The organism is Pseudomonas sp. MF08831 (assembly GCF_059862645.1).
The window spans coordinates 1-13,981 of the sequence record NZ_JCBCUX010000003.1 but is presented as its reverse complement, the minus strand read 5'-3'; the positions used below and the strand labels follow the sequence as shown (position 1 = coordinate 13,981).

Below are 13,981 nucleotides of genomic sequence, written 5' to 3'. Positions count from 1 at the left end.
GTGGCGCTGCTGTGCGCTACGTGTGCCTCCAGTCTACAAGTACGGGGCGATTCGCTGTCGCTACAGCCAGTCTGTTCACAGAAGCGATAGAGAGTCTCCCGACTTGGGTCGACGGCAATACCAACAGGCAAATCGCGAATGCCCTACAGCTCGGTAAGCTCCACTGGTACGCGACTGTGAGCGAGGCTATGGATGCATGGAATGCGGAGCTCTGATGACCCTGAGTTTTCGGTCACGGCGTGCCCCTGCGGGTAGCGGCTGTCGTGAACCGAGCCTTGGCAAAGCCTGCGTCTCGGCCCTTCGGGCTTTCATCCCGCACGCCTGCGCGCTCCGCTTGCGGTATGCAGAGATCAGTTCCTCCCTGGACAGTGCCTGTAGCTCGCACATTCTGATCCATTGAAAAGTCAAACGTGAGTCTGGCACTGGCTTTCTGAAGGGATAAACGCCCAGATTGGATGCAGGCTGAGAAAAGGGCATTCACCAGTGCGGTGAACAGCTTGATAGGAGTGAACCCGACCGAGGGCGATGCCCTGAAGCCGGGTTTATTCGGATTAAGCGAGCACAGCAGCGGGTTCCGCCGTATCGTCACCGCCTCCCTGTGCCGCTAGATCAGGCGAAACCAGACCTTGGGAGGAAGGGGCATAAGGGTAAAAAGCTTCAAACTTGTCATACGGGAAGAGTGACTGAATTTTGTACACGGCGTTTGTAAGAAACTGAGTCTTCTCTATATCGGCGTAATCACCGCTGTACCTTCCAGAGAAGAAGTTGACCTCCCAATAGCCAGCCTTTGGCCGTATTTCTCCCGCAATCCGAGCGGCCTGCATCCCAGTCATACTTGGGTGACCGAGCTCATCAGGTTTTGGAATGTCCTCAGCGACGAATAACACGCCGTCCTTACCTATGGCCCAGATAAGCTTACTCTCAGAGGATGGGTCGTTAGCCACTGAATCGGCCACTTTCTTGTAGGCCTCGTGAACATCAACCAAACGGATTTGTTGCGGATCCCAGAATTTTTTCGCGGTCTTGTTGGTGCCTTTTCCGTTCCGCGAGACCTCGTTCTCTTTAATGTGGTTGGGCGCACGCAATGTCCCATACATGCTATTGAGATGACTTTCGTAGTCATCTCGGCGCTGCTTCACAGCCCTGGTGAACGCCGGGAAGAAGTGCTGATCATCTAGACCGGCGATCTGGCTCTCCTGCCCCTTGAAGCCGGCCAGCATCGCATCTGCATAAATTGGGTCATGAATGTAAATGCCAGATACAGCGTTGCCCAAGGGAATGTCAGTCGCATCCAAGAACACCTGGAAAGCACACTCGGAATCCCAGTAGACATCAATTTGCCACTGTAAGCGTGCGAGGCTGCCAGTCAAGAAACTGAGTTTTTCCTTACGCCAGCGAATCATTCTCTCTTCATCGAGGGTGTAAGTACCCAACACGTCATTGACCTTGCGGTGGGTGTAATGTTTACGGACATCGTCTCGCGCTTGAGCAATCGATGCCAGTTTGATCTCGTACCTGACCGAAGGAACCGGGATCTCAAGCAGAGGACACATTTCATCTTCCAGGTATCCCAATACCTGATCACGAATACGCTCTGCTGTGCCATGAGCGAACTTGAAGTCGATGCGCGTCTTTCTATCTGCCGGGATGATCGAGATATCTGGAACAATAATCTCATGGGGAGCCACCCAGTTAGTGGCATCCGGTTCTCGAATGGACATCGCCAGCCCCCAACGACCTTTTACGGCCTCAGGAGTGGATTCCCCGAAAAATTCGTCAAGCATGACCATTTCTGCTCGTGCGTACGGCCCGAGTCGGTCGTCATGAACGTATACCCATTTCGAATCACCCCGGAAGTCATAACCAAGGGCGGTAATTGCGTGCCCAGCTTTGACGTACTCACCAGCTTCGTTGGGTTCCACGCCGTATACTTTTCCCGTCAAAATGACGGGCAGGTTGCTATTAATGTGAGCAACGAGGGACTCTCGGAAAGATTCAGGAGTTGATTCCTCAAGGCTATTGTTGTGATATCGCAGCCCCTCAATATCAAGCGTTCGCTGGATCTGCTTATTGGTAAGCTCTTTATTTGGGAATCCATTACTGGAACCGTCCACAAAATTCAGGGCGGCGGTGGTGATCTCACTGCAGGATTTAATGTCCTTAACACTACGACCAGGCGAACTGTGCAACGCTGTCCAAATGGCGGTGGTAGCACACGCGGCAACCACCTTGTCCTGTTCTTGGAATGCAATTGAGTCGATTGTCAGCTTGATGCCAAAGAGATTCACATCATAAGGCTTGTCAATTTTCTTCTTGCCCACACCTCGGTCACCACTGACACGAAGGCAGGTTTTCCCCACGAATGTCCTGGTGAGAGGTTTGATAACCATGAAACCGAGGTAGTGCGACTGGAGTTGCTCTAGAGTTTTTACAGCATTGTCATCCTCAGCATCATCTAACATTTCTCCCACGTCACCCGCCAGTAGAGCGTCGAGCCGCTTGTGAGTCAGATCGCAACTGAAGAAGTGAAGCCGAGCGCACTTGTAGCCATCGTTGCCGAAACGCCCCAGGTAAAAACGCGAGTAGTCCTCGAGGAAGTCTCGGTCGATGTATTCGTGCTCAAGCAGGATGCTTCCTACCGTCTTCTTACCCTTCGGAATCTCGGGCATGAAGGACTTCAAGTAGTTATAGATGTACTTGATCTGAGGTTTTTTGAAGATGTCAGCGTGATCATAGCCGTATGGCTCATGAATCAACGCTGCCATCGTCGCCTCTTCGAAGCTGGTGATGAGGTATGGAGTCATTGTGATCGCGCAAAAAAAAGCAGCCCATTAGGCTGCTTTCGGATGAAGGGATTTATTAGAGGCTGCAGGTCTTGGCAAGCAGCGTCGCAGTGACTTCTTGTTTAGCGAATTCACGTGCCAGACGGTGGTTAGTCGCGGCCATGCGATCACGAGCCGCCTTTAGGCTGGCTTCATGAGAACCGTTACGGTTACGGGCCTCTTCGATCATACGCTCAAGAGTCATAGCTCCATCCTCTAAGAATTTTGTTCCACGGTGCATCAACGAATTCCAATGCGCGACCACTGCTTTCAATGGAAAAAAACGTAATACTGCCTCGCTAGCAAAAGCGGTGCGGATTATCGAGCTCGTTCACCAAGCTTCACAAGCAGTACCTGCCGTCAGCCGACAAGCGGCTTTACGACTATAGTTCAGACTTGGCGAAAGCCCCCAAGGTTCAATAAACAAGCAGCCTCAGAACTCGGCAAACGGCAGCCCCGTCACAGCTCCGCTTCTCAGGAACGCCATTAAGGCTCTTCTCCTGCTAGTCGTTACCATAGCGACTAAAACCTCCATCAGGGAGGTGGCCAAGCTGGGCGAAAAATCGTTGATAACCGAGTATGGCATATGGCAATCACCCACTTAAAGTGTATTTTGCCGTTATTTTCGCCCCGTTATAGGGCGCCGGAGCGACGTTTTTTGAGTCTTCCATGCTCCCAGTCAGCGTTTGCTCGTCTGAATGGAAAGGATAGCCGACTAAAGGCTCAGTTATGCGTCGGCCCCCATGGGCCCCACGATGGCGGATTCTTAACGATGTCGATTGAGGTGCTGAGCTCGTCCTGCATGTGTTCAAAAACTCTGTCGAGACTTGGATGAGCTTTCGACTCTCGCAGGGCATTCACTAACGCCAATAGCTCACGCCCTTGAGCCACCGGCATTTGGATGTCGCAATACACGGTGTCATCGCTGTCTCGTTCCACGTCTATTCTCCGTCTGCATCAATCCAGCTTGGGCTTACTTCTGGCAGTTCTGTGTGCCTCGAGGTGCTGCATCTCTGATTCCCAACAAGCCAGGAATTTATACCAGTCCGCAGCGTAAGGCCCATCTAACAATCTGGTCGACCCGATACTCGCCTGATTGAAGCGCTCCCTCCAGGGCTGGGGGATAGTCTGCTCCAAAATGATGTCGATTCCGGAGTTGTGATGCTGCAGCGTGACACAATCCCGAAGCTGGTTGAGATCAAGTGCCTTGTCAGCATTGGGGGAGTATTTCCGTTCTTGAAGGTCAAGGTCATCAAGGATGGATAAGGCATCGAACGCCTTCGAATCGCCTGGAGATATGTGCGCAAGTATCCACAAAGCCTTTCGTCTCTTGGCCTCCAGTTCGCGCAGTTCATCGTCGGGCATTTGAGTTACCTCTTGTTGGCGTTGATGGCGTGCCGCCTGCGGCGTCAGGCTGCCGTAAATCGAGCCCCGCCAAGGCGTGTCTCGACCCTGCGGGCTCGCATCCCTCACGCCTGCGCGCTCCGCTTGCTTGGTGTTTGCGTCTCTGTGAAACATAGATCGTAACGCACCCTCCCTCGTGACTCGCAGCGGAGCATCGCTATTCAGAGCGTTCTGTTATCGTTCTAAAAGTAATTTAGTCGCTCTTAGCCATCAGCCTTCTGGGGAGCCGAGAATGGACACGACTCGACGCGTACCAGGCAGAGCCTACCAAACGGTTCGCGATCCCGAGCGTCTGCTCATTGAAGAGCGCGCCGAAGCTCTATCTGCTGCAGGCTACCCGCTGCCAGATGATGATCCGGCTATGTACGCTGAGCAATTGTTGAAAGAGGCCAGAGCGACACGACGACTACCGTGTTCAGATATTTGTCTTTCGTCCTGTGGGTCACAAGGTACTGACAACTAGGAAGTTAAGAGCTACCGCCCCTCATTTTTATCATCAAGGAAGAAAATGAAATACTCATTGCTTGAAGGCGCTCGTGTAGAGGCCACTCCAAAAGCACGTGGTGTTTGCAGTTTTTGTGGTTCCCAGACTGTCGCTAAATGCGGGAACCATGTCGTCTGGCATTGGGCTCATAAACGTTTGGACAATTGCGATCCGTGGTGGGAAACGGAAACGGCATGGCATCGCGATTGGAAGAATATGTTCCCAACCGAGTGGCAGGAAGTTGTGTTGCAAGCGTCCTCAGGGGAGAGACATATAGCAGATGTCCGAACGCCTTCAGGGATGGTTATTGAGTTTCAGAGATCGACGATACATCCTGAAGAGGTAATCGCGAGGCAAAACTACTATCAAAATATGATCTGGGTGATCGATGGCACGCGGACTGAGTTCGACAGGTACAACTTCAGAATGGGTTTGTCGAAAGTGTCGGAGAATGGACTGGCTTCATTTAGCTGGCATTCCCGCAGCAAGCTTTTTGCTCGCTGGTGGGTTTCCAAACCCGTGTTCATCGACTTCGGCCCCGATTTCGGTATATGGCGCGTCTTAAGATTCGATCCGACTCAAAAACGTGGAGTGGTGGCTTACACTCACAAGGAAAAGCTGGTCGAATGGATCACCAACGGCACCACCGATTTTAGCTTCAATGGAGGCCCGGCCTCTGATAAATCCGGTACGGCGGGTCAATAAAAACCGACCAAGTGTCTAGCGGGCATCTCTGTCCTTCGGGCTTCTTGCTGTTCTAGCTTGCAAATCAAACACCTTGAGACTACTTAGGGACGGGACGCTCATAAGGTGCTCTCAGGGTATGCCTATACCCGCAAGACACTTGCTGACTCATCATCGAGCTATGCTGGGTCGACATCAAGGAGTCCATGTAGATGCCCAGTGAATACTCGCTATCAGATGTGCTGGAAAGGATGTACCAAAACCAGCTGGCCCTTGAGGCTGCGCTCATGGAGCTGACCCTCCAGGTGGAAGCCCAGGGACATGCGGAAGTCGGCGACAACGTCCGTGGTGCGCTTTACACAATTGGTGAGAACGCTGGTCATATCAAACAGGGGCTGGCCCGGCTCAAAACACTCCCATGAACCAGCCGCTTTTCGATTTTGATCTCAAACGCGTTTCCCGCACGCACTACATCACTGGCAAAGCTGCGATCAATTTTCCAGATCCAGGTAGTACAACGGGAGGATGGCATTTCCTGTCTTACTTCGACCGAAAATCCGGCGTGGCCAAGGTGTCCTTGGCAGGTATTCATTATCCAGATACGACCGATTTCTTTGGAGACGCTGGACTCATCGACGTAACCGACGAGCTTGCGATGAGAGGCTGGTCAGAAGACGGCAAAAGGCTGTTCATGGCGGATCACTACCGTGCCGCAGCAGACATGATTATTAAGTGGGCGGTAGGTGACGCCAAACGCTGCAACGTCGAAATCGCTGATTGGTTCCCTTCAACATGCGAAAGGCAGGGATTGTTGGTGATGTTGGATTTAGGGAAACCGGTGCTTTTACGTAGAGGAAGGTTGCAAAAAATGGAAGCTTGGCTTCGCTCGCAATGACCACCGCAAGTCTGCGTGTCTGTTCCTTCTTCCGAATGCCCTCTGAACAACTGCTTTTGTTGAGCACCGCTTCCCAAGCCTTGCAGCAAGGAGTAGCGTAGCGATTACTACATATCGAGTAGATATTCCTACATGAAAAATTGGCTCGCATTGATCCTTGGCTTACCCACCGCCAACGCCACCGAGCGCATGCGAGCCTGGCGTGCCTTGAAAGCTTCAGGTGCCGCTGTACTCCGTGACGGTGTTTACCTGCTCCCTGATACCAGCGCTTGCCGCGAAGCTCTGACTTCTGTCGAACGAGACATATTGGCCATCAATGGCACCGCCTACCTCCTGCCTGTAGTTGATCCCAACGGTGAGCGCTTTATCGAGTTTTTCGACCGCAAGGATGACTACACCAAACTTGGTGGAGAGATCGAAGGCTGCCGTGAGCAGTTGAATGCTGAAAATGCGCTGGCGACGACCAAACAAATCCGCAAGCTGCGCAAAGCCTACGATCAGATAGCGAGCATCGATTACTTCCCAGGTGAACCAAAGCACCAGATTGATGCGGCTCTACAGGAGTTAGAGACGGCAGTCAGTAGAGCCCTGTCGCCGGATGAGCCGCACAGCAGTAATCAACCGATATCGGTACTCAATCTCAGCGATTATCAGGGCCGTATCTGGGCAACGCGTAAACGTCCCTGGGTCGACCGGCTCGCCTGTGCCTGGTTGATCCGCCGCTTCATCGACCCGCAAGCTCAGATCGTCTGGCTGAACACTCCACAGGACTGCCCAGTCAACGCCTTGGGGTTTGATTTTGATGACGCAACCTTCAGCCATGTTGGTAACCGCGTCACCTTTGAAACCCTACAGGCCAGTTTTCAAATCCAGATACAAGGTCTAGGTCGCATTGCTGCCCTTGTGCATTACCTCGATGTTGGCGGTATTCAGCCGGTGGAGGCTGCCGGGATTGAGCGGGTGCTTGCTGGGCTGCGAGAGACCATTTCCGACGACGACCAACTTCTGGCTGCCGCGAGCGCCATCTTCGACGGCCTGCTCGCCGGGTTTGTGAAAGAGGAGCAACCCAATGAGTAAAGTTATGGCACCAGAGGTTGAAGCGAATCCGTTGAGGCCTGAACAGATTAGTCTGCGTGAGGCGTTCTGGTTCTGGTTGAAGCTCGGTTTCATTAGCTTCGGCGGGCCTGCGGGCCAGATCTCGATCATGCATCAGGAGTTGGTGGAGCGGCGACGCTGGATTTCAGAACGCAGATTTCTACATGCCCTCAATTACTGCATGTTGTTGCCAGGGCCCGAGGCTCAGCAATTGGCGACTTACATTGGTTGGCTGATGCATCGAACGTGGGGAGGCGTGATCGCCGGCGCGCTGTTTGTACTGCCCTCACTATTCATCCTGATCGCGCTGTCGTGGATGTACATCGCGTTCGGCGAAGTACCCGTGGTAGCCGGACTTTTCTACGGCATCAAGCCCGCCGTGACGGCCATCGTGGTGCAGGCGGCGCATAGAATCGGCTCTCGGGCACTGAAGAATAATTGGCTGTGGGCGATAGCAGCGGCTTCATTTGCCGCCATCTTTGCATTCAATGTTCCGTTCCCGCTGATCGTCTTAGGGGCAGCGTTGATTGGCTATTTCGGGGGGCGAATGGCACCCGAAAAATTCAGAGCCGGTGGCCATAGCGCCGCCAAAAAATCCTTCGGCCCGGCCTTAATCGATGACGACACGCCGTCCCCCGAACATGCTCGGTTCAGCTGGTTGAAATTGGCCTCACTCGCACTGATTAGTGCCGTGCTATGGGCTTTGCCGATGGGTGTTTTGACCGCGCTCTTTGGGTGGGAAGGAACCCTGACCCAGATGAGCTGGTTCTTTACCAAAGCTGCATTGCTGACCTTCGGCGGGGCTTATGCCGTACTGCCGTATGTCTATCAAGGCGCAGTCGGTCACTATGGCTGGCTAACCCCGACACAGATGATCGACGGCCTTGCGCTGGGGGAAACCACGCCAGGGCCGCTGATCATGGTGGTGGCTTTCGTCGGCTTCGTCGGGGCCTATGTCTCGCAAGTGTTCGGGGCTGATCAGGTGTTTCTGGCCGGAGCTGTCGCAGCTGCCCTGGTGACCTGGTTCACCTTCTTACCTTCGTTCCTGTTCATCCTTGCGGGTGGCCCTCTGGTTGAGTCGACCCACAACGAACTCAAGTTCACTGCACCGCTTACCGCCATCACCGCCGCCGTAGTTGGGGTGATCCTCAATCTGGCGTGCTTCTTCGGGTATCACGTGCTTTGGCCGAAAGGCTTCAGCGGTAACCTCGACTGGCCCTCTGCATTGATCGCCATCGCAGCCGCAATAGCATTGTTCCGCTTCAAGCGCGGCGTCATTCAGGTACTGATGGCCTGTGCGCTCGCTGGTCTGGCAGTACATCTGTTGCGCTAGCGATCACGAGCGGATTAAACAGCGTCCGTCAGACACCCAGAGATCTGAAGTGACCAGCTCACACCAAAGCCCAGCCTGACGCTGGGCTTTGGCCATTTAATGGCAGTGGTAGTCGTTGGTTTTATGGTTGCGATGGCAACCTTTTGAATCAGTACCGCCGCTGTGTGCGAAGGCAGCAACGGACGTAATCGAAAGTAAAGCGGCGATCAAAATGGCGGACAGTTTCATCAGGGCTTGCTCCTTGCTCATATTTTATATCCGTGAGAGGTCTCACGCCCGGCAGCGTATGGCTAAGTGCCTTCACTGAGCAAGCTACTTCTCCGGAGACTCGATCAAAGGTCGAATGCTTATTTCTTGAGCTACTTCTGGCTCTGGTTTAGGATGAATTCATATCCCCCTAGGGGGGATATGAATTCATCTGAAAACGAGAAACTCGTAGTTCTTTTATCTTCGGGAAATCTCAGTAACCAGATAGTCGTACGCGCTTCCTTTTGAGATTTCTCATGCTGAAAATCCTAGCCAACCGAACCTATCGCCATCTTTTCCTGGCTCAGGTGATTGCACTCTTAGGGACTGGCCTTGCCACCGTCGCGCTCGGTTTACTGGCGTTCGATCTAGCAGGCGCCCAAGCAGGTGCCGTTCTCGGCACGGCGTTGGCTATAAAAATGACGGCCTATATTGGCGTAGCGCCCATTGCAGCGGCTTTTGCAGAGCGCCTGCCTCGCAGAGCCATGCTGGTCTCGCTGGATCTGGTGCGGGCGCTGGTCGCGCTTGCTCTCCCGTTTGTGACCGAGGTTTGGCAAATCTACGTGCTGATTTTCGTCCTTCAGTCCGCATCGGCAGCGTTCACTCCAACGTTCCAAGCGACCATTCCAGACATCCTGCCGGATGAAGACGACTACACCCGTGCCTTGTCGCTATCGCGTCTGGCTTACGATCTCGAAAGTGTCGCGAGCCCGATGCTCGCTGCCGCGCTCCTGACGGTGATCAGCTTCCACAGCCTTTTCGCCGGCACGGTCATCGGCTTCCTCGCTTCTGCCGCCCTAGTCGCCACGGTGTTGTTGCCAAAGGCGAAGCAAGTACCACGACGCAGCATCTATGAACGAACTACTCGTGGCATGCGCATATTCCTAGCGACGCCCCGCCTGCGAGGGCTGCTGGCTCTCAACCTGACGGTAGCGGCTGCCAGTGCCATGGTCATCGTCAATACCGTGGTGATGGTTCAGTCGCGCTTCGCTCTGCCTCAAAGCTCAACGGCATTGGCGCTGGCTGCGTTTGGTGGTGGTTCCATGATCTCGGCCCTGGTCTTGCCTCGCCTGCTGAAAAACATCAAAGACCGAACGGCCATGTTGTTTGGCGGAGGAATACTGGTCGTAGGCTTGGCCGTCGGCATCAACCTGACCACCTACAACTTCCTGCTGCCGCTGTGGATGGTGCTCGGGGTGGGCTATTCGCTGGCCCAGACTCCGAGCGGTCGCCTGTTGCGTCGCTCGGCACATGCCGAAGATCGCCCGGCGTTGTTTGCCGCCCAATTTGCGCTGTCCCATGCTTGCTGGTTGATTACTTATCCACTGGCGGGATGGCTGGGAGCCAACATCAGCCTCACGGCGTCGTTTGTTGGCCTCGCCGTGGTGGCAGGCAGTGCACTACTGGTCAGCATCGTGATCTGGCGCCCAGCTCATGATCAGGAGTCGATCAAACACACCCATGAGAATCTGCCGGGCGATCACGCACACATCGACGGCCAGGACGGTGTGGATCACGAACATCCATACGTGATCGATGATCAGCATCGCCGATGGCCCAACAGATGATCGTGAGTTCCTAGGGCTTGCTAAAGCTGGTGACCGGTATTCAGACCAGCAACCGTAGCGCTTGCAAAGCGGCAAGGTGGCCCGGATAGAACCAATATCCCCATTGCCGCACCGGCCAGACCTTGAAGGTGAAGGTCTGACGCAGTAGCCAGAGTCCTATCAGCGGCGCCGCGAACGCGGTGCTCAACGCCACCATTGAATAGACTTCCAAGTCCAGCGCCCTGGTTACGATGCTACTTCGAGTATTGCTCATCAGGCATAGAGCCGCTGGCAGCAGCCAAAGAACACCGGGGCCTTTGATTGCTATTAAGACAGCCGCTGGAACAAGTGCACCGTAGAATCCGTACATAAGTGGATCATCCAGCACGTAGGCAATCGCGGCGGCCAATAATGCCATAGCGCTGCTCAATAGGGTGCGATGTTGCCATCCCCAGGCAATCACCAGCCCCAATGCCAGCGTCACCAACACATTGAATGATCCTGAGGTGCTGATGTAGCGGTAAGGCACTTCTGATATGACGGCGAACAAGAGCATCAACGCAAGGTATCGAACGTTCGCAGTAGTCAGCAATTCCCCCTGTTTAGAGCGTGCCACGTTTGCCGCAATGGCGACACAGAACAGCGGGAATGAAAGCCTTCCTGGAATGAACAGGTTGCTCATTTCCGGCCAGACCAATCGTAAGTGATCGATAACCATGGTGAGCATTGCCAGCCATTTGATCAGATCCAGGCTGGCGTTTCGGCTCTTGAGTGAAGAAGGCGGATTTGTATGAGCAGTCGTCATGTCCATCCCAAAGTGACGGCGGTCAGCACGAGATAACGCATCCCCTTGGCCAGGGTGACAATCAACAGGAAACTCCAGAGCGGCTCGCGCATGACTCCAGCGACGACTGTCAGCGGGTCGCCAATGATGGGCACCCAGCTCAATAACAGTGACCAGCGCCCGTAGCGCAGATAGGACTGCTGGGCTTTTTCTAACTTGCTCTCGCTCACGGGGAACCAGCGCTTGTGGCGGAATCGCTCAACGGAACGGCCCAGAAGCCAGTTCAGTGCGGAGCCAAGCACATTGCCAACAGTGGCTACCGCCAATAGCGTAGAAACGACGTACCGGTCGGAGAGCAACATCCCGACCAGCACGGCTTCAGACTGCATTGGCAATAACGTCGCGGCACCGAATGCCGCCACGAACAGACCAATGTAGCTCGTAAGTTCAAGCACGAAAGACTTGCCTCAAGCGTTCAGGCCGATCCAGCCATGGAAACCCACGTACAGACCAACACAAATGATCAGCACGCTGGACAGGTACGGAGCACGACGAGCCACGGTGCCCAGCCAAGGCCAACGGTTGGAGGCCTGCTTAGCACCAATTGCCGCCGCAGCACCTACAGTGACCAAGGTGAGCGCCAATCCGATGCTGAAACACAGGACAAGCATGCCTCCCAGCGCAACTTCTTTAACCTGAAGACATAGCAACAGAACGGTGATGGCTGCCGGACAAGGAATCAGACCGCCAGTCAGGCCGAACATAACGATCTGGCCCGTAGTGACCTCGCGATTGGTGAAGCGCTTGCGGATATCGCTGGCATGCGCACGTTCATGCGCATCCTGGTAGCCATCATTCGACAACTCTAAGCCTTCCAATTCGGAATGAGCATGCCCGTGATCGTGTTCCTGATACTGGAGATCGTAATCATGGGAGTGATCTGCATGTCCAAGACTCAAGCGAGCACTGAACTCATGTGGTTCCGGAATATCGACCGTCGACTCCAGGAAGCCGTCGCGCTCAACGAAAGAGAACGATTGGCTGCTACCGTCGGGACGAGTAGTCATCAGGCGAACATCTGAGGCAGCCCAAGCGTGCCCGGTCAGTGTCTTCAGGCGCCAGTGCGGTGGCATGCCTTCCTCGAAGATCGACAGCTCGATGCGGCCATGGCCGGTATCGATTCGATGGGTCTCGTCATGATGACCATGGTCGTGCTCGCCGTGGTGATGATCATCACCTTGCTCGAACTTGAACATCTGCTCGCCGCGCCAAGTACGCCAGAGCATCCATAGCGCAATCACGATAATCAGTGCAGAAGAGGCAAGCTGGAAGTACGGCTCAGTGGTTTGCGCATCCAGGCCTTTGCCCAGGTACATGCCGCCGATGGCGACCAACCACACCACTGCGGTATGCGACAACGTCGCGGCCAAACCTAACAAAACAGCCTGTTTGACCGAGCCACGGATGGCCACGATGAAGGCCGCCATCATGGTTTTGGAATGTCCCGGCTCCAGGCCATGCAAGGCGCCGAGCAGGATCGCGCTCGGGAAATACAGCCAGGCGTGAGCCCCGCCTTGTTGCAGCAGTTCAGCAAAATTGGGCATGACAGACCTAGAGGTACTTGGTGATTTGCTTGAAAGCTTCCAGTGGTGCGCGTTCGCCATTGCCTAGCGCCGAAACGGTGTCCTCCAGGCAGTGATCAATGTGATCCTGGATGAGCGTACGTTTGGCCTGGCACACTGCTTTTTCAACCGCATGCAGCTGCTGGGCGATGTCCACGCACTCACGACCCTCTTCGATCATGGTGATGATGCCGCGTAAATGCCCATCCGCCCGTTTGAGACGTTTGATGATCGCCTCATGACTTTGGTGGGTGTGGGGATGGCTGTGTTCGTGTTCGTGCTCACTCATGACTTGAGCCTCAGGCCTCAATGAATTACGCTGGCATCCTATCCCCCCTAGGGGGATCCGGTCAAACGCGTAAAAGCCCTATAAACCGAGTTGAAACCCTAACGCCATGTTCAGCAGAACACTGACAACTACGGTGGTAATCGCGCTTGCTCTCGCCATATTGGTGGCTTGGGCCGGGCATACCTATTCGTTATCAGTGGCGTCGAAACAGCCAGCCTGGGAGATCACGCAAGACGCCCATCACTCCCACGGCGAAGAGGCTTCATCAAGCTATTCGAGTCTTTCAGATCACTACCATTCGCCATTGACCCCTGATCACCAGCACGAAACACCGCAACTCACAGCGGCGTTGATGCTGGCGACATCCCCGATGCTATCCATCCGGGTCGATGCGCTTCGACACTCTGTTCCCCTGCCGCCGATATTCTTGATCGAGCGTCCACCCCGTCCTTCGTTCGCATCTTGACCTTGGCCGCACTACGGCCTTCGATCTCTGCAACATAGGATTGATATATGCATTCGTACTTGATGAGCGGCGTCGGCGCGATTACTGCGCCTTTGCACCGCCCCGTATTGCTGTTGTTTTGTAACCGTCCGGCCAACTCACCTTCCTGACCCCGACGCCAAAGGCGATGGTGTCCACCTAATTTGATCTGACCCCGAAATGTTGGACATCAACATTGGGGGGTGTCATGAAAAAATACACAGAGCAGACGAAATTGTCGGTTGTTGAAGATTACTGCTCGGGGAGCGCAGGTCACAGAGAGGTCGCGCAT

General features: G+C 54.4%; 15 protein-coding genes. 6 read left to right on the top strand and 9 right to left on the bottom strand.

Features of this window, described 5'->3' with window-relative positions; all coding sequences use genetic code 11:
- Nucleotides 1-551: 551 nt before the first annotated feature.
- The 4 genes from AC19YS_RS06250 to AC19YS_RS06235 form a co-directional block, all read right to left on the bottom strand.
- Nucleotides 552-2,765 carry a hypothetical protein gene (locus AC19YS_RS06250; RefSeq protein WP_010203400.1) on the bottom strand — a complete coding sequence of 738 codons (2,214 nt, stop codon included), beginning with the start codon at nt 2,763-2,765 and terminating at the stop codon, nt 552-554.
- Nucleotides 2,766-2,859: 94 nt separating this feature from the next.
- Complete coding sequence (locus tag AC19YS_RS06245; protein ID WP_010203399.1) at nt 2,860-3,027, bottom strand: hypothetical protein; 168 nt, start codon at nt 3,025-3,027, stop codon at nt 2,860-2,862.
- Between the two features lie 518 nt (nt 3,028-3,545).
- A complete protein-coding gene (locus tag AC19YS_RS06240) occupies nt 3,546-3,761 on the bottom strand; it encodes a hypothetical protein (RefSeq protein WP_007246723.1) in 216 nt (71 codons plus the stop codon).
- Between the two features lie 18 nt (nt 3,762-3,779).
- Nucleotides 3,780-4,187, bottom strand: a complete 408-nt coding sequence (locus AC19YS_RS06235) for a hypothetical protein (RefSeq protein ID WP_038448081.1) — start codon at nt 4,185-4,187, stop codon at nt 3,780-3,782.
- Nucleotides 4,188-4,734: 547 nt separating this feature from the next.
- Between AC19YS_RS06235 and AC19YS_RS06230 the strand changes: the two genes are divergently transcribed.
- From AC19YS_RS06230 to chrA, 5 genes are all read left to right on the top strand, one after another.
- Complete coding sequence (locus tag AC19YS_RS06230) at nt 4,735-5,415, top strand: competence protein CoiA (protein ID WP_033898335.1); 681 nt, start codon at nt 4,735-4,737, stop codon at nt 5,413-5,415.
- Between the two features lie 191 nt (nt 5,416-5,606).
- Nucleotides 5,607-5,816, top strand: coding sequence for a hypothetical protein (locus tag AC19YS_RS06225; RefSeq protein ID WP_033898334.1), 210 nt, complete (start codon nt 5,607-5,609; stop codon nt 5,814-5,816).
- Nucleotides 5,813-6,289 carry a hypothetical protein gene (locus tag AC19YS_RS06220; protein WP_032894812.1) on the top strand — a complete coding sequence of 159 codons (477 nt, stop codon included), beginning with the start codon at nt 5,813-5,815 and terminating at the stop codon, nt 6,287-6,289. The genes AC19YS_RS06225 and AC19YS_RS06220 overlap by 4 nt, the downstream gene beginning before the upstream one ends.
- A 132-nt stretch (nt 6,290-6,421) precedes the next feature.
- On the top strand, nt 6,422-7,366 hold the full coding sequence (locus AC19YS_RS06215; protein ID WP_032894813.1) for a chromate resistance protein ChrB domain-containing protein: 945 nt from the start codon (nt 6,422-6,424) through the stop codon (nt 7,364-7,366).
- Nucleotides 7,359-8,717, top strand: coding sequence for a chromate efflux transporter (gene chrA / locus AC19YS_RS06210; RefSeq protein WP_032894815.1), 1,359 nt, complete (start codon nt 7,359-7,361; stop codon nt 8,715-8,717). Before AC19YS_RS06215 ends, chrA begins: the two co-directional genes overlap by 8 nt.
- Nucleotides 8,718-8,813: 96 nt before the next feature.
- Here the strand turns inward: chrA and AC19YS_RS06205 are convergent, their stop codons facing one another.
- A complete protein-coding gene (locus tag AC19YS_RS06205) occupies nt 8,814-8,966 on the bottom strand; it encodes a YHYH domain-containing protein (protein ID WP_223656464.1) in 153 nt (50 codons plus the stop codon).
- Between the two features lie 254 nt (nt 8,967-9,220).
- Here AC19YS_RS06205 and AC19YS_RS06200 point away from each other — a divergent pair, with 254 nt between their 5' ends.
- Nucleotides 9,221-10,531: an MFS transporter gene (locus AC19YS_RS06200; RefSeq protein WP_158879137.1), complete on the top strand. Its 1,311-nt coding sequence runs from the start codon at nt 9,221-9,223 to the stop codon at nt 10,529-10,531.
- Between the two features lie 40 nt (nt 10,532-10,571).
- Here the strand turns inward: AC19YS_RS06200 and AC19YS_RS06195 are convergent, their stop codons facing one another.
- From AC19YS_RS06195 to AC19YS_RS06180, 4 genes are read right to left on the bottom strand one after another with little or no spacing between them, the layout of a single operon-like run.
- Nucleotides 10,572-11,315, bottom strand: a complete 744-nt coding sequence (locus tag AC19YS_RS06195) for a TraX family protein (protein WP_158879136.1) — start codon at nt 11,313-11,315, stop codon at nt 10,572-10,574.
- A complete protein-coding gene (locus AC19YS_RS06190; RefSeq protein ID WP_158832388.1) occupies nt 11,312-11,749 on the bottom strand; it encodes a YqaA family protein in 438 nt (145 codons plus the stop codon). The genes AC19YS_RS06195 and AC19YS_RS06190 overlap by 4 nt, the downstream gene beginning before the upstream one ends.
- A gap of 12 nt (nt 11,750-11,761) precedes the next feature.
- Nucleotides 11,762-12,898, bottom strand: coding sequence for a nickel/cobalt efflux protein RcnA (locus AC19YS_RS06185; protein WP_158879135.1), 1,137 nt, complete (start codon nt 12,896-12,898; stop codon nt 11,762-11,764).
- A gap of 7 nt (nt 12,899-12,905) precedes the next feature.
- A complete protein-coding gene (locus AC19YS_RS06180) occupies nt 12,906-13,205 on the bottom strand; it encodes a metal-sensing transcriptional repressor (RefSeq protein ID WP_032894820.1) in 300 nt (99 codons plus the stop codon).
- Nucleotides 13,206-13,981 lie beyond the last annotated feature (776 nt).

What these genes read in the sequence shown, in the direction of transcription:
- AC19YS_RS06180 (WP_032894820.1), bottom strand. Translation starts at nt 13,205, where the DNA reads ATGAGTGAGCACGAACACGAACACAGCCATCCCCACACCCACCAAAGT.
- AC19YS_RS06195 (WP_158879136.1), bottom strand. Translation starts at nt 11,315, where the DNA reads ATGACGACTGCTCATACAAATCCGCCTTCTTCACTCAAGAGCCGAAAC.
- AC19YS_RS06250 (WP_010203400.1), bottom strand. Translation starts at nt 2,765, where the DNA reads ATGGCAGCGTTGATTCATGAGCCATACGGCTATGATCACGCTGACATC.
- AC19YS_RS06235 (WP_038448081.1), bottom strand. Translation starts at nt 4,187, where the DNA reads ATGCCCGACGATGAACTGCGCGAACTGGAGGCCAAGAGACGAAAGGCT.
- AC19YS_RS06230 (WP_033898335.1), top strand. Translation starts at nt 4,735, where the DNA reads ATGAAATACTCATTGCTTGAAGGCGCTCGTGTAGAGGCCACTCCAAAA.
- AC19YS_RS06200 (WP_158879137.1), top strand. Translation starts at nt 9,221, where the DNA reads ATGCTGAAAATCCTAGCCAACCGAACCTATCGCCATCTTTTCCTGGCT.
- AC19YS_RS06215 (WP_032894813.1), top strand. Translation starts at nt 6,422, where the DNA reads ATGAAAAATTGGCTCGCATTGATCCTTGGCTTACCCACCGCCAACGCC.
- chrA (WP_032894815.1), top strand. Translation starts at nt 7,359, where the DNA reads ATGAGTAAAGTTATGGCACCAGAGGTTGAAGCGAATCCGTTGAGGCCT.
- AC19YS_RS06220 (WP_032894812.1), top strand. Translation starts at nt 5,813, where the DNA reads ATGAACCAGCCGCTTTTCGATTTTGATCTCAAACGCGTTTCCCGCACG.
- AC19YS_RS06185 (WP_158879135.1), bottom strand. Translation starts at nt 12,898, where the DNA reads ATGCCCAATTTTGCTGAACTGCTGCAACAAGGCGGGGCTCACGCCTGG.
- AC19YS_RS06225 (WP_033898334.1), top strand. Translation starts at nt 5,607, where the DNA reads ATGCCCAGTGAATACTCGCTATCAGATGTGCTGGAAAGGATGTACCAA.
- AC19YS_RS06205 (WP_223656464.1), bottom strand. Translation starts at nt 8,966, where the DNA reads ATGAGCAAGGAGCAAGCCCTGATGAAACTGTCCGCCATTTTGATCGCC.
- AC19YS_RS06245 (WP_010203399.1), bottom strand. Translation starts at nt 3,027, where the DNA reads ATGACTCTTGAGCGTATGATCGAAGAGGCCCGTAACCGTAACGGTTCT.